We start from the raw sequence: 23,145 nt of genomic DNA on the forward strand, positions 1-23,145 counted from the left end.
AGGGGTGACTATTCGCCTGCATGACACCGACGCCCGGCAGATCCGTGACTTCGTCCCGCTCACCGCGGGCTGTGTCTCGATCTACCTCTGTGGCGCGACGGTGCAGGCCGCCCCGCACATCGGGCACATCAGGTCCGGGCTGAACTTCGACATCATGCGCCGCTGGTTCGAGTACCGCGGCTACGACGTCACGTTCATCCGGAACGTCACCGACATCGACGACAAGATCATCAAGAAGTCCGCCGAGCAGAACCGCCCCTGGTGGTCCATCGGCTACGAGAACGAGCGTGCCTTCAACGACGGGTACGCCGCCCTGGGCTGCCTCCCGCCCACGTACGAACCGCGCGCCACCGGGCACGTCCCCGAGATGATCGAGATGATGCGCGGCCTCATCGAGCGCGGCCACGCCTACGAGGCCGACGGCAACGTCTACTTCGACGTGCGCTCGTACGAGGGATACCTCGAGCTCTCCAACCAGGACCTCGACGACCTGCGCCAGCCCTCGGGCGACAACGAGACCGGCAAGCGAGACCTGCGCGACTTCGCCATGTGGAAGGCCGCCAAGCCGGGCGAGCCCAGCTGGGAGACCCCGTGGGGCCGCGGCCGTCCCGGATGGCACCTGGAGTGCTCCGCGATGGCGCACAAGTACCTCGGCAGCGCCTTCGACATCCACGGCGGCGGCATCGACCTGATCTTCCCGCACCACGAGAACGAGATCGCGCAGGCCAAGGCCTTCGGCGACGACTTCGCGAAGTACTGGGTGCACAACGGCTGGGTCACCCTGTCCGGCGAGAAGATGTCGAAGTCCCTGGGCAACTCCGTCCTGGTCGCCGACATGGTCAAGCGGTGGCGCCCCATCGTCCTGCGGTACTACCTCGGCACCCCGCACTACCGGTCGATGATCGAGTACAGCGAGGATTCCCTGCGCGAGGCCGAGTCCGCCTTCGCGCGCATCGAGGGCTTCGTCCAGCGCGTGGTGGAGAAGGCCGGGGGACCGGTCGAGGCCGCCCCCGAGGTGCCGCCGGCCTTCGCCGAGGCGATGGACGACGACCTCGGTGTCCCGCAGGCCCTCGCGATCGTCCACACCACCGTCCGGCAGGGCAACTCCGCCCTCGCCGCCGACGACAAGGAAGCCGCCGTCGCCCGCCTCGCAGAGGTCCGCGCGATGCTCGGTGTCCTCGGTCTGGACCCGCTCGACCCCCACTGGGCGGGCGAGAGCGACCGGGGCGAGGATCTGCACGGCGTCGTCGACACGCTCGTACGGCTCGTCCTGGACCAGCGCCAGTCGGCCCGCGAGCGCAAGGACTGGCCCGCCGCCGACGCGATCCGCGACCAGCTCAACCAGTCCGGCCTCGTCATCGAGGACAGCCCCAGCGGGCCCCGGTGGACGCTCGGACCGCGCTGAGCGGACCTTCGCACCATGCGTGAGCAGCGCAAATGTGCCGCCCGGCCGTCCGGGCGGCACACTTTCACTTGACGACGTCTTTCTGAAGCAACGAAACAGGTAGGTCATGGCCGGGAACAGCCAGCGCAGGAACCGCCGCACGTCCAACAAGAAGGGCATGCAGGTCGGCAGCGGCGGTAACCGACGCCGTGGTCTCGAAGGCAAGGGGCCGACGCCGCCCGCCTCCGCCCGCAAGGGACACAAGAAGAACAGGGTGGCGAACGCCCAGGCCAAGCAGGCCGCCGCCCGCCGCCCCGCGCCGCGCCGCGGTGGCGTCAAGGGCACGTCCGAGATGGTCGTCGGCCGTAACCCGGTCTTCGAGGCGCTGCGCGACGGGGTCCCCGCGACCACGCTCTACGTCCAGCAGTACATCGACAACGACGAGCGGGTCCGTGAGGCGCTCCAGCTCGCCGGCGAGCGCGGCAACATCAACCTCATGGAGGCCCCGCGCCCCGAGCTCGACCGGATGACGAACGGCCTGAACCACCAGGGCCTCGTCCTCCAGGTCCCGCCGTACGAGTACGCACACCCGGAGGACCTCACCTCCGCCGCGTACGACAACAACGAGGACCCGCTCATCGTGGCCCTCGACGGTGTCACCGACCCCCGCAACCTGGGTGCGATCGTCCGCTCCGTCTCCGCCTTCGGCGGCCACGGCGTCGTCGTCCCCGAGCGCCGGGCGGCCGGTATGACCGCCGGAGCGTGGAAGTCCTCGGCGGGCACCGCGGCCCGTACGCCGGTCTCCCGCGTCACCAACCTGACGCGCGCGCTGGAGGGCTACCAGAAGGCCGGCCTCACCGTCGTCGGCCTCGCCGCCGACGGCGAGCACACCGTCGAGGACCTGGAGGCCCTGGAGGGCCCCGTCGTCATCGTCATCGGCAGCGAGGGCAAGGGCCTGGGCCGCCTCGTCGGCGAGACCTGCGACTACCGCGTCCGGATCTCCATGCCGGGCGGCGCCGAGTCGCTGAACGCCGGCGTCGCCGCGGGCATCGTGCTCTACGAGGTGGCGCGCCGCCGCGCGTGACACCCGTCCGCCGGGACCCGGTACCGGGTCCCGGCGCCCTCCCGCGGCAGCGTCCGCGGCCCGCACGGGAGGGCACGGCCCGGCGTGACGTCGCGCATGCGCCGCCCGCGCGCCCTCCCGTGCCGACACACCGGCGTGACCGGCCCCGAAGGGCGTCCCACCAGCGACGGAGCGGTCCGGACACGTCCTGTCCGCCCGCCCGGGGGACGCCGACGGGCGGGGCCCGGAGGACGGTTGACGGGTCTCGGACACTCTGGAGGCGTCAAGGCAGTGTCCTAATCACACATCACTCGGTTAGATGAGTGTGGACACCAGAACGCCTCGGTTCGACGACCAACCCGCCCTGAGCATGACGAAGGTGGACAGCGACCCCGCGCAGGTCATCGTCAGCCACGCCAGCTTCCGGGTACAGCTCGCCCCGGGTCAGCGCACCCGTCTGCGCCCCGTGGGCTCCGCCGGACCGGCCAGGATCCCCGCCATGAGCGGCGCGGGCGGCCGCAGGAGGGCTCCCGTCGTCTGGAGCGGCAGGTCCGAACCGGGCGACCCCGGAGCGACCGGACTGCTGCAGGCCGTACGCAACTCCACCGCAGGCCACCTCGACACCCGGCCCGGCGGCGACTTCGGCCCGGGCTACGACGACGTGGGCGGCGGCACGCAGGTCATCCCGCGCCTCGACGAGACCCAGCCCAACCCCGTGCTCCTCGCGCCCCAGCGGCCCGGAGGCGGCCGCACAGGGCCGCTGCTGCCCCCCATGCGCCAGGCGGTCGGCGCCTACGACTCCGCCGACACGCTCTCCCGCGACGCGTACGACATCACCTACGACGAGGACGCCGCGGAGGACCGGGACGGCACCTCCGCCGCGGACCGGCGCCAGACCGGCGACAGCGTCCGGCACGCCTACTACCCGGGCCGCCGGATGAACCTCGGCGTCGTCCTCCTCCCGCTGCGCGTCATCCTCGGCTTCCTCTCGATCTACGCCGGGATGGGCAAGCTCTGCGACCCGTCCTACTTCGACGGCGGCGACCGCGGCTCCATGGTGAAGTGGCTGACCTCGCTGCACCCCTGGGCCGCCGCCGGGCCACTGCGCGACTTCGCGCTCTCCCACCCGGTCGCGGCCGGTCTCACCGTCGCCTTCCTCCAGGTCGTCGTCGGCGTCCTCACCGTCCTCGGCCTCTGGCAGCGGGTCGCGGCGGCCTTCGGCGTGCTGCTCTCCGCCGCCCTCCTGGTGACGGTCAGCTGGCGCACCGCCGCCGCCTACGACACCCCCGACATCATCCTGCTGGCCGCCTGGAGCCCTCTGGTCATCGCCGGCGCGCCCGTCTACTCCCTGGACGGCCGCCTCGCCGGGGAAGCCTGGCGCACGCTGGGCCCCCGTTCCGCGCTCTGGGACCTCCGCCGCCGGGTGCTGCGCCGCGGTGCGGCGGTCGCCACGGTCGTCGTGGGCCTGACCCTGCTCGTCGGTTCGATGCTCGGCGGGGCGGTGCGCTCCACCCAGGTCGTCACCGTGCCGGGCCCCGACAGCTACCCGACCAACCAGCTGCCCGGCTCGCCGCTCCCCGACGAGTCGACGGGCAAGAAGCGCGACCCCTCCCGCACTCCCGACAGCCGTGCCCCCGAGACGGCGCCCTCCAGCGCTCCCGGCACCCCGTCGGCGAAGGAGTCCACCCCGGACTCCCGGTCGGGGCGCGACTCCGGTCCCACGGCCGGTGCGAGCACGGGGCAGCCCAGCCAGACCCAGGGCACCGGCCAGGCACCGCCGGAGGAGCCCGCTCCGCAGGAGCCCCCGTCCGGTGACTCGGGTCCCAGCTCGTCCGGTTCGGCCTCCTCCGGCGGTTCGGACGGCGGCTCGGACGGCGGTTCCGACGGCGGCGGTTCGGACGGCGGTTCCTCGTCCGGCGGCGCCGGGCGGAACCCCATCGGCGGCCTGCTCGGCTGACAGACCCCACCCCGCACCACGAGGGCGGTCACCGGACATCCGGTGACCGCCCTCGTGCGCGTACGGACGGATCAGCCGCCCGTGTGCGCGCCCAGCTCCCTCGCCGCCTCGGTGAGGTCCTTCGCGGTGTCGATCGCCCGCCAGTAGGCCCCGTGCGGCAGCGGGAACCCGGCCAGCCGGCGCTCCCGGGCCAGCCGGGGGAACGTGGTCCGCTCGTGGTCGCCGCGGTCCGGCAGCATGGCGGTGAACGCGGGCGCGAAGACGTACACGCCGGCGTTGATCAGGTAGGGCGACGGAGGCGACTCGATGAAGTCGGTGATGTGCCCGAACGCGTCGGTCTCCACGGCGCCCCACGGGATGCGGGGACGGGCGAGCGCGAGCGTCGCGGTGGCGTCCCGCTCGGCGTGGAACGCGGCCATCTCGCGCAGCGAGAAGCGGGTCCAGATGTCACCGTTGGTCGCGTACCAGGGCTCCGACGGATCGGGCAGCCGCGCCGCGGCATGCTTGAGACCGCCGCCCCGGCCCAAGGGCTCGGTCTCGACGACGGTCGTGACGCGCAACGGGAGATCGGCCGACGCCAGCCAGTCCTTCAGCACATCGGCGAGATGGCCGCACGAGACCACGGCGTCGGTGACGCCCTCGGCGGCCAGCCAGGACAGCTGATGGCCGATGATCGGGGTCCCGGTCCCCGGGATCTCGACCATCGGCTTGGGGCGGTCATCGGTGTACGGGCGCAGCCGCGAGCCCTGACCACCCGCCAGGATCACGGCCTGCGTCGGATACGTATGCATGCCAGGCACGATATGCCGTGCCGGGACATACCCGGCTCAGCTGAACTGTGCGACGCCCGAGGCGAACGAGGTGTCGCAGACCGGGCGGGAGAAGCGGTGGGCGCGCGTCGGACCGTACTGGTCGACCGCGGCCTTGCCGAGCGCCTTGGCGATCGACATGCAGTGCTTCGCGAGGGAGGGCCGCTTCTCGACGGTCCGCTGGAGGCTCGTCAACGCGACCCCCGGGTCCTTCTCACGGAGCTCCAGCAGGAGCTTGTCCCGCAGGACCTCCTGGGGAGCCGGTGCCTTCGCCTGCTTGGACACGGTCTCCGAGGCTGCGGTCATCAACTGGGTCTCGGTGTCCTGCCCCGACCACTGCACGCGGGTGACCGCGAGGGTCCCGGACAGGACCATGACGACGGGCAGTACGAGAGCTAGGGTTCGGCCGATTCGGCGCGCGGTGTGGGTCACGCAGGCGAGCGTAGCGGGCAGTGACGACCTGACGACATTTCGTCACCCCTGCGGGGGATGGTTCGAGGAGTCTTTTCGAATCACGCGTTGACGGACTGGGGTGAATTGACCGGTGTGCCGGGGTATTTGGCGCCCATCGGGTCCAAAACCCGATCCGGCCCGCGACACGCGAACGGCCCCGCGTCCTGGAGGGGACGCGGGGCCGTTGCGCTGGAACGGACGGATCAGGCGGTCAGGCGCTCACCGGTCGACGTCGCGAAGACGTGCAGCTCGTCCGGGCGCGGCACGACGTGCAGCTCCGTGCCCTTCTCCGGAACGGCACGGCCGCCGACGCGGACGACCAGGTCCTTGTGCTCGCCACCGACCTGCGCGGCACCGTAGACGAAACCGTCGGCGCCGAGCTCCTCGACGACGTTGACCGAGACGGCCAGGCCGGCCGGGGCGTCGGCCGAGCCCTTGGAGAGGCCCTGAGCGGCGGCGCCGCCGTGCTCGACGATGTCGAAGTGCTCGGGGCGGATGCCGACCGTGACGGTGCGGTCACCGCGGTCCGCGGCGGCGGAGAGCGCCGCACGGGAGACCGGGACGACGCTGTTGCCGAACTTCACGCCGCCGTCGGTGATCGGGACCTCGACGAGGTTCATCGCCGGGGAGCCGATGAAGCCGGCCACGAAGAGGTTCGCCGGGCGGTCGTACATGTTGCGCGGCGAGTCGACCTGCTGGAGCAGACCGTCCTTGAGGACCGCGACGCGGTCGCCCATGGTGAGGGCCTCGACCTGGTCGTGGGTGACGTACACGGTGGTGATGCCGAGGCGGCGCTGGAGCGAGGCGATCTGCGTACGCGTCGACACACGGAGCTTGGCGTCGAGGTTCGACAGCGGCTCGTCCATGAGGAAGACCTGCGGCTCACGCACGATGGCGCGGCCCATCGCCACACGCTGGCGCTGACCACCGGAGAGCGCCTTCGGCTTGCGGTCCAGGTAGTCGGTGAGGTCGAGCATCTTGGCGGCCTCTTCGACCTTCGCCCGGATGTCGGTCTTGTTCACACCGGCGATCTTGAGCGCGAAGCCCATGTTGTCCGCGACGGACATGTGCGGGTACAGCGCGTAGTTCTGGAACACCATGGCGATGTCCCGGTCCTTTGGGGGCAGGTGCGTGACGTCGCGGTCACCGATGCGGATGGCACCGCCGTTGACGTCCTCGAGACCCGCGAGCATGCGCAGGGAGGTCGACTTGCCGCAGCCGGAGGGACCGACGAGGACGAGGAACTCGCCGTCCTCGATGTCGATCTCGAGCTGGTCCACAGCCGGCTTCGTGGAGCCGGGGTAGACGCGGGACGCCTTGTCGAACGTGACACTGGCCATGGCGATTCTTCTCCTCCACCGGCAGGAACGTGCCGGACGATCCGAGTAAGGGAGTGGTGTGGTCCACTGGAGTGAACCTGAGGTGACGCTACCTGGCGTTTTCGGATCTGTCAGCAGTCCGAGGTCCCGAATATCGAGCGGGTTCCGGTCCCGGCGTTGGTTACACTGCTTCCGCACTGCCTCCTTAGCTCAGTCCGGCCAGAGCAACGCACTTGTAATGCGTAGGTCGTCGGTTCGAATCCGACAGGGGGCTCGGAGAGAACCCCAGGTCGCATAGCCCGTGACCTGGGGTTTTCTGTTGCCCGGAGCATGGCGGGTCGCACGGCCGGGGTGCCGAGGGATGGCTTGCGTGACCGATGCGTGAGCGGAGGGGTGATCCGCCCCTACTCCTTGGGCTTCTTTCGGCGGTCCTTGTTCTTGCCCTGGGCCCGGGTCTTCTTGGCTCGCTTGGCCTTCTTCCGGGCCTTGTCCGCCTTGCGCGCGGTTTCTTCGGCATCCGTCTTCCGCTGGAGCGGGACCAGTTTCGCGGTGGCCTCGGCGGCGGTCCTGCCGACGTGGGGGAGGACGCTCTGGTAGATGTCCCGCGTGATCCGGGTGTCGCTGTGCCCGAGGGTGTCCGACACGATCTTGACGTCGATGCCGGCGGCGAGCATGAGCGTTGCGGCGCCGTGGCGGAGGTCGTGCAGCCGGATCGGCGGGAGACCGGAGGCGGCAACGAGGCGCTCGAAGAGGTCGGTGACCTTGCCGGGGTGGAGCCAAGAGCCGTCCTCCTGGGTGAAGACGAGCCGGTGTTCACCCAGGCCGGGCCCCACTCCGCGCGGTCTGCCTCCTGCTGCTTGCGGTGCCGCTCCAGAACGCCGACGGTGTCGTCGTCCAAGGCCACAACGCGGAAGCCGCTGTCTGTCTTCGGCTCGGACGACTCGACCTCCCACCCGTCCTGCACGAGCTGACCGGTAACGGTGAGGGAGTGCCGGTCGAGGTTGGTCTCCGACCACGGCTGGCCGCACGCCTCGCCCCGCCTCAGGCCGCGGAAGGCGACCAGGTGCCACATGGCGTACAGGCGGTCCGTGGCCACGAAGTCCAGGAAGGCGCCGGTCTGTTCCGGCGTCCAGACCATGACGGGCGAGGGCTTCTCGCCGGTCTGCTGCCACCGGGCGACCCGCTCGTCCGTCCACACCAGCGCCTTCGGCTTCCGGGCCGCGTCGATCTCGACGTGGGCTGCCGGGTTGAACGTGATGATCTGCTGGCCGATCGCGTCGTTGAGGGCGGCGCGGAGTGTCGCTTTGACGTGCTGGCGCGTGGAGGGCCCGGTGGCGCGGCGGTAGGGCGGCATCGCGTCGATCGCCTCCTTGAGAGCCTTACGGCGAGCGCGATTCTCCAACCCCTTCCATGGGACGATCGCCAGTTCCCCGACCGCTGAACGCCGTTGGGCGTTCTGCTCCAGGATCTCGGCGTTAGCGTCCGCGATGGCCGTGAACATTTCGCTGAGGTGGCTGACGCGTAGGCGGTCGAGACGCCGGCCGCCGATGTGCGGTTTTGAGGTGGACGCGGACGTCAGTCTCGTAGCGGTTCAGGCCGGACTTGCGAATCCGCTTGCCGGCCAGCCAGCGATCGAGCCATTCGGCGACGGTCAGGCTGCCGATGAGGTCCTGGCCGGAGTTGAGCCGCCGCCGGGTTTCCTCGACCTCCGGCAAGGGTGCCTTTTCGCTGCTGACGTCCGCGAGCATCGCGGCGATCAGCCGCCCCGTGCGAAGGAGCGCCGACTGCCGTCCTCGCGGGAAGGCAGTTCCTGGCGTACGGAGTAGGTGCAGTGGTTCCTGGCGCCACGCTTGGGGCAGGCGGTGCCGAGTTCCCTGCCGGTCTTCGGGTCGCGGCAGGAGCAGCGGCGGTAGGTGGAGCCCTTCAAGTGTCTTACTCCTCGGTGGTGTCGGGGGAGTCCTCCGGCGCTTCGGCGTCGGAGAGTTCGGGTGCGAGGTACGGCGGTGTCCCACCGTCCTCGCGGATGTAGTCCCGTGCGGTACGCAGTCCGTGCATGGCATGAGCTGCTTGTCTGGCGTAGTTCTCCCGGGCGAGCAGGGCCTCCGAGCGCGTTGCGGGACTGTGTGCGGTCTTGGCCTTCCACCGCTCGTACTCCTCGCCTCTGACGGCGGTGAGCGCCGCGTGGTGGTGGCTGGCGTGCGCCCGAAAGTTACGCAGCATCACGGACTCCGTCTCCAAGGCGTCGGGGGCCTCGCCGGTGAACCACTGCATGGCGTCCCAGGTGGGCCGGGGGTCATCCAGCGGTTGTTGCTGGACGTCGTCGACGTATCCCACTGGGTAGATGAGGCAGATCGGGTGGGTGTCGAGGGCCATGGCCAGGGCCATGACGTCGACGAGGGGCAGGGTGGCGCGGCGTCCGGACTCCATGTTCGCGATGACGTTGCGGGGGATCGGATGGCCGATCTCCGCACAGCGGTCGGCCAGGTCCTGGGCGCTCATGCGCAACTCCTTCCTTCGTCTCCGTACCTCGCCGGCCACGGTCGCCGTGACTTGGTCCTCCCACAGGGGGACGTCGTCCTCGTTCTCACCAGGATGAAATCTGTGTTGTGTCATGTAGACACATTAGCTCGATCATCCTGGTTGTACTGGCCTGGAGACGGACGCGATCGCAGTGTTCGCCGAGGGCTCGTCATGGACGGAGTGCTGATGCGCGAGAACGAGGGCCTCGGGCGGGGGTGCGGTATGAGCCGGGAGGAGCTGCTCGGCCTGCCGGTATCTGTTGACCTGGAGACGGGCAACCGGGCGCTGGGGCTGGGGCGGAGCAAGGGATACGAGTTGGCTAAGCGGGGTCTGTATCCGTGCAGGGTGCTCCGGCTGGGCAATGCCTACCGGGTGGTGACGGCCGACCTGCTCAGCCTGTTGGGTCTGGCCGCATGACGCGTCGTGCGAGGCGCGGGCGCTTCTGCGCTGAGCTGACACAGAAACGGTGGACTGTGGCGAGGCGTGGACGTACTGTCCGTTGTCCCTCGCGATCAACCGGTGCTCGCGAGACGCGAACGGGCCCCCGGCGGTGCAACGCCGGAGGCCCCAGCAACCCCGAACGGCCCGTGAAGAACCAACCCGGCGGCCAAGGCGTGCAAGCCTGCCACCGCCAGACGAGGAGCTGCCCCGTGGAACACACGGGAGCCGAACCCTATTCCGACGCAGACAAGCCCGCGTGGCCCCCGGTCGCCGTTCCCGGACGACCCGGCCACTCCCAGGACGACGAAGCCCGCGAGTACCCCGGCCATGGCGTCCGGTGGGCGGCTACGGCAGAGGCCCCTGTCCGAGAGTTGGCACCCGGGCCGGAGCCGATCGCCGATGCGGAGCCGACGGCAGGCTCGGCCCTGCTGGAGGAACTGCGCTCCCAGATAGCGAAGTTCGTGATCCTGCCCTCCACCGAGGCGCTGGACGCGGTCACGCTCTGGGTGGCCGCCACGCACCTGCAACCCGCCTGGCAGCACGCGCCGCGGCTCGCGGTGGTGGGCCCGGCCAAGCGGTGCGGAAAGTCGCGGCTGCTCGACGTGCTGACCGAGACGGTCCACGATCCGATGAGCACCATCAACACCACGCCGGCCGCGGTCTTCCGGTCGATCACGGAGGAGCCGCCCACGCTCTTGGTGGACGAGGCGGACACCATCTTCGGCACCCCGAAGATGGCGGAGAAGAACGAGGAGATGCGTGGCCTGCTCAACGCCGGCCACCAGCGCAACCGCTACGTCACCCGCGTCGTCGGCAACGACCACACCCCTCACCGGTTCGCGACGTTCGCGATGGCGGCGCTGGCCGGAATCGGTGACCTGCCGGACACCATCATGGACAGGGCCGTGGTGGTCCGCATGCGCCGCCGGGCCGAGGGCGAGTACGTGAAGCCCTTCCGCTCGCGCCGTGACATCCCCGTCCTGCACGAGCTGCGGGACCGGATAGCGCAGTGGGCGAAGCCGCACCTGGAGGTCGCGGCGGAACGGGAGCCGGAGATGCCGGTGGAGGACCGGGCCGCCGACACCTGGGAGCCGCTGGTCATCATCGCGGACCTCGCCGCAGGGCCTTGGCCCCGCCTCGCCCGTACGGCGTGCGGTCGGATGGTCGCCACCGAGGTCGAGGTGGAGGAGGACCAGCCCGGCGGAGCGCGGATCCTGGCTGACATTCGCAGGGCCTTCGCCGCTCAGCGCGAACCCGACAGCCTCACTACAGAGGACGTACTCCGCCTGCTCCGTCAGGACCCCGAAGGCCCCTGGGCCGAGTGGGGACGCGACGGGCTCACCTCCCGCCACCTGGGAGACCTGCTGCGCGAGTTCGGCATCAAACCCGGCAACGTCCGCCTCACCGACGGAACCCAGCGCAAGGGATACACGCGCAACAAGTTCCTCGACGCGTGGCGGCGCTACTGCCCCACCGTCCAGCCCGTCGACCACGCGGCCAGCACGCCCGAAACAGGTTGAGCCCCACGGCCACGGATGCCGTCCCTGCCGTCCCTGCCGTGATCCCGCAGGTCAGACGGCATGAGCTCAAGACGGAAGACGCGGCCAAGACGGATACGCGGCCCGACACGGCCTGATCGTCCCAGGACGGCGACCGGATCCGTCTTGTGCCGTCCCAGACGTCTCCGCCGTACCGCCGCAGGTCAGAGCTGCACCGTCCGGGACGGCACACCGAAGCCGAGCCGTCCCGGCCGCCGGGGGTGCGGAGCGCCCCGCCCACCGAGCTGGACGGCTCGGTGGAACGGCTGCCGTCCCGGCCCTGACCTGGGCTTGCAACGGCTGAGACGGCCAAGACGGATCATCAGACCACGAACCACAGGAGTACCCGGCTTGTCCCTCCCTACTCTCACCTCCCTCCGCACACCCAGCACATCACCCCACCGCCCGCAGCCTGCCAAGCACACCGCCGAGCGGTACGCGCTCGTCGCCGCCGGGGTCGTCATCGTGGCCCTGACCGCCGCCGGGTTTTGGCTCTCCTACGCCCACCTTGCCGAAGTCGCCGGGCAACACGGTCTGGGCGGCTCGCCCACCCGGCAGTGGGCATGGCCCGCGACCTTGGACGCCTTCATCGTTGCTGGCGAACTGCTCATGCTCAGGGCGGGCCTGCGCGCGGTGACCGACGGTTGGGCCATCGCCCTGACGGCCACCGGCTCGGTCGGCTCCATTGCGCTTAACGTGGCCGGAGTCAGCGGCACGGGCCGACCCGGCCCCGTGCCCGTACTCGACTACGTCGTCGCGGCGGTGCCCCCGACGGCCGCCCTGCTGGCCTTCGCCGTACTCATGCGGCAGATCCACCAGCTCGTCGACGGGTCCGACAGCGAAGCCGAGGCAGAGCTCGCCCCGCTGCTGGAAGCATCGGCCGTCCCTTCCGGTCAGCACCTCGAACTTCCGGCGACCACTTCCGCTCAGCAGGCGGAAGAGCAGCCGCAGCCGACCGGCAGGCCACGCAGCGGCCGACCGGCCGGCGCGGCGGTCGAGGAACTCGTAGAGATCGGGCGAACCGCCACAGCCGAGGAAGGGAAGCTGACCCGCGATTGCGTCCAGCGGGCCATACGGGATCGGGGACTTACGGTCGGTGGCCAACGACTCACCGAAGTGATGAACACCCTCCGGGCCGAACCCACCCCCACAAACGGCACCAGGCCGAAGAGCGCCTGACCGTCAGGCCGGTGGGCGCAATCCGTGCGCTTGCCAGCCCCGGTCCCTCGCCGCCCGACCCCGTATCCACACCTGTGGATGAGTCGACGGCCACCCAAGCTGCCGCCCCGCCCGCACCACTCCGGAGAACCGACCGTGACCAACGACCCGCACCACCCCGAGAGCAACCCGGACGGGCCGCAGATATCAACGAAGCCGATGACGCCCCTGGAACGTCTGCGGCGGGCGTTCGGACGGACGGCTCCTGGCGGAGCCAGTAGTACCCCGAGTCCGACTCATGGCCGGTCTTCGGGGTCTCCGCCCCAGGGGGTGGCGGAGACGGCCCAGCGCCAGGGGGCGCTGGGCCGGGAGGTCGGGGCCGAGGGCGGCCCCGACCTGGACACTCTCCACGACGTCCAGCGCAAGATCCTGCGCCCCACCCGCACCACCGAGACCGCTGCCAGCGAGCCGTCCGTGAAGAGCGCGCAGCCCACGATCCGCCGCTTCAGCGGTGACAAACGAGTCGAGCGCGTCGGCCCTCTGCGCTTCCTCGGCGAGGAGCGCGCCCTGCTCCAGGAGGCCGCCGCCGAGCACGGCTACAAAGGCGAATCCGGCTTCGCGGCCGACATCGTCCTCGCCTTTCTGGCTGGCCGCTTCACCGCGAATCTGCCCCTGCCCGAAGACCGCCGCCGCACCCACGTCTTCCGCGCACAGGTCCTGCGCCAGCTCAACCGGATCGGCGTCAACATCAACCAGATTGCCCGCGCCCTCAACAGCGACCTCACCCTGCCCGACATCCGCGAGCAGCTCGACCAACTCGACCGCCTGCTGTCGCAGATAGCCCAAGCCCTGTGCGGGCCCGCCGACCCGACAGAGGTCTGACCGAGATGATCGCCGCCATCAAGCCCTCCGGATCCAACACCCGCGGTCTGCTCGCCTACCTCTACGGTCCCGGCCGCCACGACGAGCACCTTGACCCGCACCTGGTGACCGCCTACGCCATGCTCGGCATGCCCGACCCCGGTCGCGACGAGAGCGCCACGCTCACCCAGCTCGCCCGCCACCTCGACGAGCCCGTCCGGCTGCGGAACGACGAGTTCGGCAAACCGGTGACCGGCCACGTGTGGCACTGCCCCGTCCGCACCGCGCCCGAGGACCGCCACCTCTCCGATACCGAGTGGGCGGAAGTCGCCCAGCGCATCGTGGCCGCTGCAGGCATCGCCCCCGCTGGCGACGACCTCGCCTGTCGGTGGATTGCCGTACGCCACGCCGACGACCACATCCACATCCTCGCCACCACCGTTCGCGAGGACGGCCGCCGACCCAAACTCCACGGCAGCGGTGTACGCGTTGGCGACGCCTGCCGCCAGATTGAGAAGGACTACGGCCTGCGGCAACTGAAGAAGGGCGACGGCAGCAGCATCCGCCGCCCCAACCAGGCACAGATGCACAAGGCCGCCCGCCTCGGCTGGGAGCAGACGAGCCCCGCATGGCTCCAGGACCGCATCCGCGCCGCCATCCCCCACGCCAGCACCGTCGAGGAACTCCTCGCCTACCTCGAAGCCGACGGCGTCGAGATCAAGGAACGCCGAGGACCCTCCGGCGACCTCCTGGGCTACGCGGCAGGCCGGCCCGACGACCTGACCGAGAACGGCGAGCAGATCTTCCACGCCGGCGGCAAGATCGCCCCCGACCTGACCCTGCCGAAGCTCCGCGCCCGCCTGGAAAGCACCACTCCCGAGGAATACCCCACCGCCCGCCGCACCCGGCCCACAACCCCCTGGCACCACGCCACCGACGCCCTCGACACCGTTCACACCAGCCTGGCGGAGGACACCCACGCCCAAGCCCACATCACCGCGCTCGGTGAACTCATCGAAGCCACCGCCCAGAAGGCCCCCGCCGACCTGCGCGGCCCACTACGAGCCGCCAGCCAGGCGTACGCCCGCGCGCAGCGCTCCCGGATACGGGCCGACGACCGCACCGCCCACGCCCTGCGGACCGCCGCACGCGACATCGCCACCACCGCGACAGGCCCCGACGGCAGCGCCCTCGCCGCGCTCGTTGCCGCCCTGCTCTGGGCCGCCATCCTCGCCACACGCTGGCACGACGCCAAGGGCCACGCCCACCAGGCCGACGCCGCCCGCGTCACCGTCCAACGCCTCAAAGCGGCAGCCGACCAAACCCTCGCCCCCGTACTCACCGAACTCACGGCCCGCCAGCCCGGCGAGACCGCCTGCCGCACACTCGCCCACGACGTACGGGCAGCCCTCCCCGCCGAAGCCGACCGCATCCTCACCGACACCGCCTGGCCCGCCCTCGCCACTGTCCTCTCCGACGCCGAAGCACGTGGCCACCAACCACACCAACTCCTCAAGGAAGCCGCCGCCAGGCGCGAACTCACCACCGCCCGCCAATCCGCCCGCGTCCTGATCACCCGCATCCACCACACCAGCCGCAACCCCGCACCCAACCCCCGCGCCGAAGCAGCCCGCCGACGCACAACCATGACCGCCTCCGCGCCCGCCTCGCAGCTCCTCAGCCCGAACCACTCGGTCGCACCGACGGCCGCGAGCCGCCGTACCCAACATCGGTGATTCATGTTCGACAAGGCACTCGGCCCCTGCGGGGAAGCGGTGAGGCCGGCCTCTCACGGCAATCTGGAACCATTACACAGAGTGACGGAGATCTTCAAGTTTGGGCCTTCATGTCACGTCAAGCCGCGATAGCCGCATGGCGCATAAGGTTCTTATTGTTGCAAATGGGTCATTTCGGGATGCCCTCTGACCTGCGAAAATCCGTAGAAGCCCGCCTGCCGGGTGAACGGCGTTGTCCCGACCAAAACCATCACAGGGCAGCGCCGTTGCCCCGTGATGGGGATTTTTGGGATGACTGCCTATTTTCGCAGGTCAGAAGGTTGCGGAAAATGGGCTGCACTCGAGAGCAGCGATCGGAGAGGGTTTTGGGGGCGGGGAGCAGGGGGAGGCTCCGGGGGCCTGCTGAAATTAATTCGAGAGGCCCATTCGCTGCATTTATGCAGGTCATTAGAGTGCCCCCCTGTCGGGCATTCCGAATTCCGTCAGCAGAGGCTTCGTGCGGCTCCAGCGGCCGGTTATGATGGACCCCTCCTCCGGATAGCCCCTGCCAAGTTGCTTCCGGAGAAGGGGTCCTTTGTGCATCAACCAATTGGAGGTTTCCCAAGTGGAAGAAGATGAGACTCGCGAAAAGTCCCATGCGGTGAATCATACCAGTGACGGCGAAATAGTGGCGGAAAATAAGGATGCACAGAGGGAAGATGTGCAGGTGGATACTTCTGGGTGGTTCAATAGCTTGCCCGCAGGAAAAGATTGGTGGCGCAGAATTTTTGCGCTAGTAATCATCCTGGGATTCTTCGCTGTACTGGTTCTAATGAAACCGGGTGCCGCAAGTATTAGTGCCGCCGGAATTTCGGCGTCGATAATTATTGCCGCATGGTTCAAAGTGGATCGCCGCTAGAAGAGATTCCATCTTCGATGTAATCTCGCCGCTAATTTCGAGATTCACAAAGTGGGCCGGCCGGGGAAATATAGTCGGCCCACTTTTGGCAGAATTGAGCGATTAATAATGCCTGAGACGGAAGCGATCCCCTCTGGCTCGGGATCGCGATGTTCTCCCGCATTGACGGGAGATCAATAATTGTCACATAGAGTAACCGGGTGGAGGGGGGTCGATTCTTTGAACCGATTGGTCAGCCATCGCGATAGCCCGGTCCCCGGTGTCGTCAACGCTCGCCCACAACCGGGACTGCGGACTCGGGGACGCAGCAGCGGAATCCGGTGTCGTCGTCGAGCATCGACGCCGAGGCGTCGTTGAAGGCGGACGGCGTCGCTCTGGCGAAGGGGCTGGTCCAGGCACCGGCCTTGAGCGCGTAGCGCCCGGGCTCGGTGCGGGTCGAACACCATTCCCAGGTGTTTCCGCACAGGTCGTACACCCCGTAGGGCGAGACGCCGCTGTGGTACCTGCTGACGGGAGTCGTCGAACCGAGGCCGCTCTCACGGGAGTTGCACTTGGCGGGGGTCGGCTGATCGCCCCATGGATAGACGCCGCCATGCGGGCCGCGCGCGGCCTTCTCCCACTGCTGGGCGGTCGGAGGTTCCTTCCCCGACCAGGACGCGTAGGCGGTGGCGTCGTGCTATGTGACGAGGACGACCGGGTGGTCGAGGATGGTCTCCGGGCACGTGCCACGAGGCCAGTGCTGGGGCGCTCGATGACCGGTGGCGGTGACGAAGCGGGCGTAGTCGCTGTTCGTCACCGGGTAGACGTCGATGGAGAAGGCCGGCAACCAGATCGGCCGGTTCTCCTCGCTCGACAGGAAGGTGCCGGCCTCCACGAGGGCCATCGTCTTGCCGTCGTGCGGATGCCGCGTGTGCTGCTGGATGAGCTGTGCCCCGTGTTCCGGATTTCCCTGGGCCGGCAGCACGGTGTCCAGGGAACGGGAAAGACTGGCGAACCTCGTATGGACGTCCGGGTCGCATGCTGCGAGGAAGGTGTCGAGAGCCGCCTGGTTCACGGGGCGCAGTCTGATGGTGTCCTTGCGCTGTTCCCACTTGGAGACCATCCGGTCGCTGACACCCAGACGCGCGGCGAACTCGGTCGTACTCATCCGTGACGCGTCGCGTAAGGCCCGGACCTCCAGGCCGGTCCACTGCTCGACCGTGGCCACCCTGCAACTCCCCGTAGCTGAAATCGGTAACGAGCCAGCCTAGCTCCTGGAGGGCCGCGCCACAGGGCGTTTACAGCAGCTCGCCCGGCACCTCCAGGTACTCCTTGCGCAGGGTGTCGATCACCGCGTGGGTCTCGGGCAGAACGATGCTGTCGACTCCACTGACGGCTCGGACACCCACGGCCGCGTTGGTCGCGAAGGCCGCTTGCATGTGCGGGAGATCGGCCAGGCCCACGGGACGCGTGTCGTGTTCGTGGGACTGCTGGAGCAGCCGCATCGTCACACCGGGAAGGCAGCCGGACTCGGGCCAGATCACCTCGTCTCCGTCGAAGAACCCGATGTTCCAGGTTCCCCCCTCGGAGGTGGTTCCCCGTCCGTCGACGAAGAGCGCGTCGTCGAAGCCGTTGAGCTGTGCGGTGCGGCGGTGGTGGAGGCTGGAGAAGAGCCCGACGCTCTTCACACTCGGCAGGTCCCGGGTATACGTACTCGACTGCGCCCGGAGCGGCGGCAGCGGCAGATCGGCGGCCGGCCGCGACGTGACCAGCACGCGAGGTTCGTCGGCGGAGCTTGGGTGTCCCATGTCCAGGTCCGGGTCGAAGACCGTCACCCGTACGACGGTTGCTCCGTTCGAGGGCACCGCTCTGCGAGCCAGGTCGCGGACGCGTTCGGGGTCCAGCTCCGCCCCGAACAGGGTCTCGCAGTCGCGCTGGAGCCGCTCCATATGAAGCGACAGCCCGCGCACCCGACCGTCCTCGACGCGCATCGAGGTGAAGTGCCCGTAGTTGGTCAGGGCCAGGTTCTGGAGCGCCTCGACCTTGACCGCTTTTCCGTTCAACTCTGCCATCCCGCCAGCATGGCAGCCCCCGGCAGGTCGATGTGGAACAAGCGTCCGACAGAGCGCTCAAGTTCGGTGAGAGTTCGGTCCTGAGGCGGTGGGAGGCCGTTCCGGGGTCGCTCGCTCCTCGGCCAGTCTGGTGCCGTGCCCACGAGATGCGCATACGTCTCGACCATCCGGGCCGACCACGGTCGGCCGACGGCTGTCGTCACCGCCGTACAACGCGATGGTCCCGCGGCGTGGATGAGAGAGGTCACCGTGCACGACACGCGAGATCAGACCCCTGAGCTCCCGGACGGAGCGGACGGAACACGCCACCGGCTCACGTTTCCCGTCGCCGGTACGGCGGTGGCAGCTCAGCAGGCTCGGCACCGCATCGTGGCCGCCATCCGTGCCTGGGACATACGGCTCGGCGAGGCGCGGTTGGGCGCGGTCGAGCTGGTGGTCGGTGAGCTGATCGCGAACGCCGCGCAGCACGCCGGTGCCGGCCCGATCACCGTGAACGTCCGGCAGAACGGTCCGGAGCTGATAGTCGCTGTCCACGACACCGGTACGGATCTTCCGCGGGCGACCGCCGTCGACCCGGACTCCGAGTCTGGACGGGGAGTGCTGCTCATCTCCGAGTTCGCCGACCGCCACGGTGCCGAACTCTCCGCCGCCGGAAAGCGCTGCTGGGCCGCGTTCGACCTTCCCCTGTCGTCCAACTCCAAGGGGAGCGCCATGACTCCGGCGCCAAGTACACCCGCTACGACGCCCCGAGCCATCGACTGTTTCACCGGCCCGTGGGAATTCTTGTCGAACTACTCGGCCGCGCCGGTCCAGCTCGACGGGGCGCTGTACCCCACCGTCGAACACGCCTACCAGGCTGCCAAGACCCTCGACGAAACCGTACGCGCCCGGATCGCCGAGGATCCCGACCCGGACGAGGCCAAGAGCCTGGGACGGCAGCATGCCGACCGCGCCGACTGGGAGGAGGCGAAGGTGGCCGTGATGCGCTCGCTGGTGGGGCAGAAGTTCCAGGACCCTGCCCTGCGCGAACGGCTCCTGGCCACCGGCACCGCCGAGCTGGTCGAGGGCAATGACTGGGGCGACGAGTTCTGGGGTGTGTGCGCGGGACACGGCCAGAACACGATGGGGCTGATCCTCATGGCCGTACGTGAGCAGGCCCGACGGGAGCAGGACCCGGCCACGGAACGGCACGATTCGGGAGCCCCGGCGACGGACATCGCGGGCGCCCTCGGCTGCGCAGCCCAGGCACGTATCCCCACCGCCCATGGCGTCTTCACCGCCTGGGGCTACCGCAATGTACTGGAGGGCGGGGAACACCTGGCCCTCACCCTCGGCCGGATCCGGGGTGCCGAGCGGGTCCTGGTGCGGGTGCACTCGGAGTGTCTGACCGGCGAGGCTCTGGGCTCGCTGCGGTGCGACTGCGGGCCGCAGCTGGACGCGGCCATGGCCGCGGTGGCCGCCGAGGGCTCCGGGGTGATCCTCTATCTGCGCGGTCATGAGGGCCGGGGGATCGGACTGCTGGCGAAGCTACGGGCGTACGCGCTCCAGGACGCCGGATTCGACACGGTCGACGCCAACGCGTCGATGGGGCTGCCCGCGGACGCGCGGGACTACCGGATCGCCGCCCGGGTCCTGGCAGACCTCGGCGTGCGGTCGGTGCGGCTGCTGTCCAACAACCCGGACAAGGCCGAGGCCCTCACGGCGCTCGGAGTCGAGGTGGCCGAGCGGCTGCCCCTGCTGGTGGCGGCCAACATCCACAGCCTGGAGTACCTGCGGACCAAGCGGGACCGTATGGGCCATGACCTGCCGGGGCTGCCCGAGGCAACAGATCTCGTCGGCACAACGGATCTCATCGGCGCGGAGTACGCGTCGTGACCGAGCCAACCGGACGGACCTTACGGCAGGATTTTCCCTTCCAGCGAGTGGCCGGCCCCGGCGAAGCAGCCGCCCCCTGGGCCCGATGGGGCCACGTCCCGCTGGAAGTGCTGGCCGAAATCCCGCTGCGGCCCGGGACGGTGCGTCTTGCCGCGCCCGGACGGCCGGGCTGGATCGGCCACGGCAGCACCTGGCGACAGGTGCCCGCGCGGCAGGTACTCGCCGCGCTCGCCGGAACCGTACGGACCGCCGGGCCCGTGCGCCTGGTCCTGACGGAGCGCGGCCGGAAACGCGTACTGGCGATTCTTGCCGAGGCAGAGGTTCCGCACCCGTGGGCGGTGACCGGGTGGCTCGGCTGGCCGGACATCAAGCCCGTCGGCACCCAGGGCCCCCGGACGAGCGAAGCTCTCGCCGCGCGGAGCAACGACTACTGGGCCCTCGACCTCGCCATCCGCTCCATCGGCCTCGACCGTATGGACACCTCTCGCGCGAACCCGTTGCCCTGGCGGGCCGGCGTCAGCATCGTGATCCCCACCCGTGGAGGACACGACGTACTCCCCGGGGTCGTGCACGCACTCGTGGAGGCCGCATCCCGCCTCCACCCCGGCACCCCGTGGGAAGCGGTCGTCGTCGACGACGCCAGCGATCCGCCCCTGAGCCTGCCGCCCGGACTGCCCGAACGGATCCGCCTGATCCGCTCGGAGACACAACTCCACTGCGGTGGCGCCCGCAACCACGGCATGGCGCACAGCCGTTACGGCCTGATCGTCTTCTGTGACGCGGACACCCACCTCGCGCCCGACTACCTGACCGAGCACATCACCCGCCACCTGCTCGCCCCGAACCTGATCACCGTCTCGCTGCGCGAGCACGTCCCCGCACACGCGCCGGTGCCCGGCCGCGCTCCGGACGGCAGCCGGGACTCCCGTGTCAGCGCCCACTATCCGCCCGGACGCCTCGGCCTGATCCCTGTCCCCGAGCCCGTCACCGTCCACCCGCTGGCGCAGACGCGCGCTTTCCGGGACTTCGGCCACGGCAGGCTTCTCGGCCCGGTGGATCTGCCCTTCATGGTCAAGGGCAACAACCTCGCCCTGCCAACCGCGACCGCCCGCTCCATCGGTTTCCCGCCCGACTTCACCGGCTGGGGCCCCGAGGACGTCTGTTTCGCCGCAAAAGCCATCGCCCGCGGCTCGTACGTCGTACCGGTCCTGTCCACCGGAGTCTTCCACCGCGAACACCCGCCCCGCTCCGGCAGCACCACCCGCCGGGACGCCGAGCTGGCCGCCAACCTCCACCGGTACGCCCGCCGATTGCACGAACGCGCCGCCCTGCCCTGGCAGGGGGCGACCCCAGTACGGGAGCGCTGATGACGCTCGACATCACGGACGCCTGGCACCCCACGGTGAACCCCTCCGCCCGCATGCCCGTCCACCACCTCCGCCATCTCGCGGTCCTCGGCCACGCGGAGGGCCTGCTCAACGAGTTCCCGCGCCACCGGGGCGGCACCACCATCCGCCTTCCGCGTATCCGGGACGGCCGGTTGCATGTCCTCGAACTCCCGGGACAGAGCACGTTCGCCCCATGGTGGCTCCCGGCCTCAGACCCCACTGCCGTACGGCATATTGAGGGCCTCTACGACGCGGCGCTGCTGCATGCCGAACCGTCCGCGCAGGAACGTGGCGCACTGGCCCGGCTACGGGACGGCTTCCGCCTCCGGTGCGCCCAGGGCGGGCTGACCATCGGTGAAGCCCTGTGGCAGGCCGCCGACGCGCTCCACCGGGAACTGGTCCCGTCCCTGCCCGAACTGACCCTCACCAGCCTGACCCGGTCCCCGGTACGGCATACCCTCGCCGACGCCCTCGCCCGGCTCCCCGGAGGCCTGCTCCCCCTACTCGCTCGGTGGGCAGAGCGGGAAGGCAGACACATGTGGCCACTGCTCGCGGTCGCCACCAGTACCCAAGGCATCCCCGTGCGCATCCGCCTGCACGCACGGAGCCGGCGCCTCGACGTCTCACCGCTGCCGACCTCCGGGAGCGCATCAGCCTCGGGCCGTCCCGTTCTGATCAGCGAGGACGATCTGATCGGCCTCCTCGACACCGGTCGACTGATCCCCGGCTCGCGACTGACCGCCCTCGCGGAGACGTCCCTCCACCTCGACGACACCGCCGTCAGGCACTTCGGCAATACCTACGGCAACTTCGACGTCCTGAGCAGCCTGTTCGCCGTTCCGGACGCGGCCCGAATCGCGGCCTGCGCGGACAACGAGGACTCCTGGCACTACGCCGACCTGCCCCACGGCGGTACCAGCCGCTACCCCCTCCACCTCATCGAACTGGCGGCCTGCTCCACCGACGCGCACACGGCCTCCGAAGCCCTCATCGCCGCCTCCGTGTCCCAGGGAGCCGCCGTACAGCTGGAGTTGAAGGGAGACCTTGATGCGACCGTACGCGGTGGAAGGGCTCGACTGCTCCGGTAAAAAGACAATCACCAAGCTGGTCCGTGAGCACCTCCAGGACCACGGGCTGAAGGCCGACATCGTGATCGGCCCTCTCCTCGGGGGCCGTCTCGGCCGCCTCGACGCACGACTCGCGAACATCACCGGCGCCGTCCGCCGCGGCAGCCCGACCGACCGGCTGCGCCGCGGCCTGTACGTGGCGGAACCCGTTCTTGACCGCCTCCTCCACCGCCCCGGCCCGAACCCAGCGCTCAAGGTGAGTACCCACTTCCGGGCCTGGGCCCGCGCCCAAACGGAGCAGGACCGGTGGATGGCCAGCGGCTACGACGCCACCCGCGCCGTACACATCCGGTACGCCGGCGCCACCCTGCTGTCCAGGGACTTCGACGTCCGCCTGGCCCGGCACCGCGCCGACGCCGTCACGGGCCGTACGTCCAAGGCCGAGGAACGGCGGTTCTTCGGCCCCAACCCCGAAGCCTTCGCGGCCTGGCACCGCGCTCTCGACCGCATCATGTCCGCGCGTGTCCCGCACGTCCTCCGTCTGGACAGCAGCACCGCCGCCCCCACCGAACTCGCCCGGCAGATCGCCCTGCACGCCGCCGCCTGCTGGGAGGCCGGACGGTGAGA

Annotated in this window: 18 protein-coding genes, 1 tRNA gene and 2 pseudogenes; 14 read left to right on the plus strand and 7 right to left on the minus strand. The window is 69.8% G+C overall.

Annotated elements, in window-relative coordinates:
• Window positions 1-4 precede the first annotated feature (4 nt).
• From cysS to ACFVS9_RS06700, 3 genes are all read left to right on the plus strand, one after another.
• Window positions 5-1,405: a cysteine--tRNA ligase gene (gene cysS / locus ACFVS9_RS06690; RefSeq protein WP_383116362.1), complete on the plus strand. Its 1,401-nt coding sequence runs from the start codon at window positions 5-7 to the stop codon at window positions 1,403-1,405.
• Window positions 1,406-1,511: 106 nt separating this feature from the next.
• Entirely contained in the window at window positions 1,512-2,468 is a 957-nt protein-coding gene (rlmB, locus tag ACFVS9_RS06695; RefSeq protein ID WP_383116363.1) for a 23S rRNA (guanosine(2251)-2'-O)-methyltransferase RlmB, read from the plus strand.
• A gap of 298 nt (window positions 2,469-2,766) precedes the next feature.
• Complete coding sequence (locus ACFVS9_RS06700; RefSeq protein WP_383116364.1) at window positions 2,767-4,404, plus strand: DoxX family membrane protein; 1,638 nt, start codon at window positions 2,767-2,769, stop codon at window positions 4,402-4,404.
• A 71-nt stretch (window positions 4,405-4,475) separates the two neighbouring features.
• On the opposite strand, the gene ACFVS9_RS06705 is transcribed toward ACFVS9_RS06700, so the two are convergent.
• The 3 genes from ACFVS9_RS06705 to ACFVS9_RS06715 all read right to left on the minus strand — a co-directional run bounded on the left by ACFVS9_RS06705 (window position 4,476) and on the right by ACFVS9_RS06715 (window position 7,006).
• A complete protein-coding gene (locus ACFVS9_RS06705) occupies window positions 4,476-5,195 on the minus strand; it encodes an NDP-sugar synthase (protein WP_383116365.1) in 720 nt (239 codons plus the stop codon).
• A 36-nt stretch (window positions 5,196-5,231) separates the two neighbouring features.
• A complete protein-coding gene (locus ACFVS9_RS06710) occupies window positions 5,232-5,645 on the minus strand; it encodes a hypothetical protein (protein ID WP_389930608.1) in 414 nt (137 codons plus the stop codon).
• Window positions 5,646-5,869: 224 nt separating this feature from the next.
• Window positions 5,870-7,006, minus strand: coding sequence for an ABC transporter ATP-binding protein (locus ACFVS9_RS06715; protein ID WP_383116367.1), 1,137 nt, complete (start codon window positions 7,004-7,006; stop codon window positions 5,870-5,872).
• Between the two features lie 178 nt (window positions 7,007-7,184).
• Between ACFVS9_RS06715 and ACFVS9_RS06720 the strand changes: the two genes are divergently transcribed.
• Window positions 7,185-7,259, plus strand: a tRNA-Thr gene (locus ACFVS9_RS06720).
• A 130-nt stretch (window positions 7,260-7,389) separates the two neighbouring features.
• Here the strand turns inward: ACFVS9_RS06720 and ACFVS9_RS06725 are convergent.
• Window positions 7,390-8,912 (minus strand): annotated as a pseudogene (locus ACFVS9_RS06725) (tyrosine-type recombinase/integrase).
• A gap of 5 nt (window positions 8,913-8,917) precedes the next feature.
• Window positions 8,918-9,598 (minus strand): helix-turn-helix domain-containing protein, encoded by a 681-nt coding sequence (locus ACFVS9_RS06730; RefSeq protein ID WP_389930611.1) that lies wholly within the window; start codon window positions 9,596-9,598, stop codon window positions 8,918-8,920.
• A 93-nt stretch (window positions 9,599-9,691) separates the two neighbouring features.
• Between ACFVS9_RS06730 and ACFVS9_RS06735 the strand changes: the two genes are divergently transcribed.
• The 6 genes from ACFVS9_RS06735 (at window position 9,692) to ACFVS9_RS06760 (ending at window position 16,137) form a co-directional block, all read left to right on the plus strand.
• Window positions 9,692-9,922: a hypothetical protein gene (locus ACFVS9_RS06735; protein WP_389930614.1), complete on the plus strand. Its 231-nt coding sequence runs from the start codon at window positions 9,692-9,694 to the stop codon at window positions 9,920-9,922.
• A gap of 233 nt (window positions 9,923-10,155) precedes the next feature.
• Complete coding sequence (locus ACFVS9_RS06740) at window positions 10,156-11,466, plus strand: DUF3631 domain-containing protein (protein ID WP_389930617.1); 1,311 nt, start codon at window positions 10,156-10,158, stop codon at window positions 11,464-11,466.
• A gap of 369 nt (window positions 11,467-11,835) precedes the next feature.
• Window positions 11,836-12,663: a DUF2637 domain-containing protein gene (locus ACFVS9_RS06745; RefSeq protein ID WP_389930620.1), complete on the plus strand. Its 828-nt coding sequence runs from the start codon at window positions 11,836-11,838 to the stop codon at window positions 12,661-12,663.
• A gap of 309 nt (window positions 12,664-12,972) precedes the next feature.
• Window positions 12,973-13,524, plus strand: coding sequence for a MobC family plasmid mobilization relaxosome protein (locus tag ACFVS9_RS06750; protein ID WP_389930623.1), 552 nt, complete (start codon window positions 12,973-12,975; stop codon window positions 13,522-13,524).
• 5 nt (window positions 13,525-13,529) lie between these two features.
• Entirely contained in the window at window positions 13,530-15,239 is a 1,710-nt protein-coding gene (locus ACFVS9_RS06755; RefSeq protein WP_389930626.1) for a relaxase/mobilization nuclease domain-containing protein, read from the plus strand.
• Between the two features lie 604 nt (window positions 15,240-15,843).
• Window positions 15,844-16,137, plus strand: a complete 294-nt coding sequence (locus ACFVS9_RS06760) for a hypothetical protein (RefSeq protein WP_389930629.1) — start codon at window positions 15,844-15,846, stop codon at window positions 16,135-16,137.
• 265 nt (window positions 16,138-16,402) lie between these two features.
• On the opposite strand, the pseudogene ACFVS9_RS06765 reads toward ACFVS9_RS06760, so the two are convergent.
• Together ACFVS9_RS06765 and ACFVS9_RS06770 are read right to left on the minus strand one after the other, a co-directional pair.
• Window positions 16,403-17,284 (minus strand): annotated as a pseudogene (locus ACFVS9_RS06765) (SUMF1/EgtB/PvdO family nonheme iron enzyme).
• 130 nt (window positions 17,285-17,414) lie between these two features.
• The gene (locus tag ACFVS9_RS06770; protein ID WP_389930632.1) at window positions 17,415-18,188 is read right to left on the minus strand and encodes an aminotransferase class IV family protein; all 774 of its coding nucleotides are present in this window, start codon (window positions 18,186-18,188) and stop codon (window positions 17,415-17,417) included.
• A gap of 339 nt (window positions 18,189-18,527) precedes the next feature.
• Between ACFVS9_RS06770 and ribA the strand changes: the two genes are divergently transcribed.
• From ribA to ACFVS9_RS06790, 4 genes are read left to right on the plus strand one after another with little or no spacing between them, the layout of a single operon-like run.
• Entirely contained in the window at window positions 18,528-20,063 is a 1,536-nt protein-coding gene (gene ribA, locus ACFVS9_RS06775; protein WP_389930635.1) for a GTP cyclohydrolase II, read from the plus strand.
• Window positions 20,064-20,110: 47 nt separating this feature from the next.
• Window positions 20,111-21,430 carry a glycosyltransferase family 2 protein gene (locus tag ACFVS9_RS06780; protein ID WP_389930638.1) on the plus strand — a complete coding sequence of 440 codons (1,320 nt, stop codon included), beginning with the start codon at window positions 20,111-20,113 and terminating at the stop codon, window positions 21,428-21,430.
• Window positions 21,430-22,539, plus strand: a complete 1,110-nt coding sequence (locus ACFVS9_RS06785) for a hypothetical protein (protein ID WP_389930640.1) — start codon at window positions 21,430-21,432, stop codon at window positions 22,537-22,539. Before ACFVS9_RS06780 ends, ACFVS9_RS06785 begins: the two co-directional genes overlap by 1 nt.
• Window positions 22,499-23,143: a hypothetical protein gene (locus tag ACFVS9_RS06790; protein ID WP_389930642.1), complete on the plus strand. Its 645-nt coding sequence runs from the start codon at window positions 22,499-22,501 to the stop codon at window positions 23,141-23,143. Before ACFVS9_RS06785 ends, ACFVS9_RS06790 begins: the two co-directional genes overlap by 41 nt.
• The last annotated feature ends 2 nt before the right edge of the window (window positions 23,144-23,145 follow it).

This window comes from Streptomyces sp. NPDC058008 (genome assembly GCF_042886395.1).
Lineage (GTDB): Bacteria > Actinomycetota > Actinomycetes > Streptomycetales > Streptomycetaceae > Streptomyces.

Bases quoted from the DNA above. Each gene is read 5' to 3' on its own strand.
- ACFVS9_RS06730 (WP_389930611.1), bottom strand. From the start codon at position 9,598: ATGACACAACACAGATTTCATCCTGGTGAGAACGAGGACGACGTCCCC.
- ACFVS9_RS06705 (WP_383116365.1), bottom strand. From the start codon at position 5,195: ATGCATACGTATCCGACGCAGGCCGTGATCCTGGCGGGTGGTCAGGGC.
- ACFVS9_RS06700 (WP_383116364.1), top strand. From the start codon at position 2,767: ATGAGTGTGGACACCAGAACGCCTCGGTTCGACGACCAACCCGCCCTG.
- ACFVS9_RS06785 (WP_389930640.1), top strand. From the start codon at position 21,430: ATGACGCTCGACATCACGGACGCCTGGCACCCCACGGTGAACCCCTCC.
- ACFVS9_RS06770 (WP_389930632.1), bottom strand. From the start codon at position 18,188: ATGGCAGAGTTGAACGGAAAAGCGGTCAAGGTCGAGGCGCTCCAGAAC.
- ACFVS9_RS06755 (WP_389930626.1), top strand. From the start codon at position 13,530: ATGATCGCCGCCATCAAGCCCTCCGGATCCAACACCCGCGGTCTGCTC.
- ACFVS9_RS06715 (WP_383116367.1), bottom strand. From the start codon at position 7,006: ATGGCCAGTGTCACGTTCGACAAGGCGTCCCGCGTCTACCCCGGCTCC.
- rlmB (WP_383116363.1), top strand. From the start codon at position 1,512: ATGGCCGGGAACAGCCAGCGCAGGAACCGCCGCACGTCCAACAAGAAG.
- ACFVS9_RS06735 (WP_389930614.1), top strand. From the start codon at position 9,692: ATGCGCGAGAACGAGGGCCTCGGGCGGGGGTGCGGTATGAGCCGGGAG.
- ACFVS9_RS06790 (WP_389930642.1), top strand. From the start codon at position 22,499: ATGCGACCGTACGCGGTGGAAGGGCTCGACTGCTCCGGTAAAAAGACA.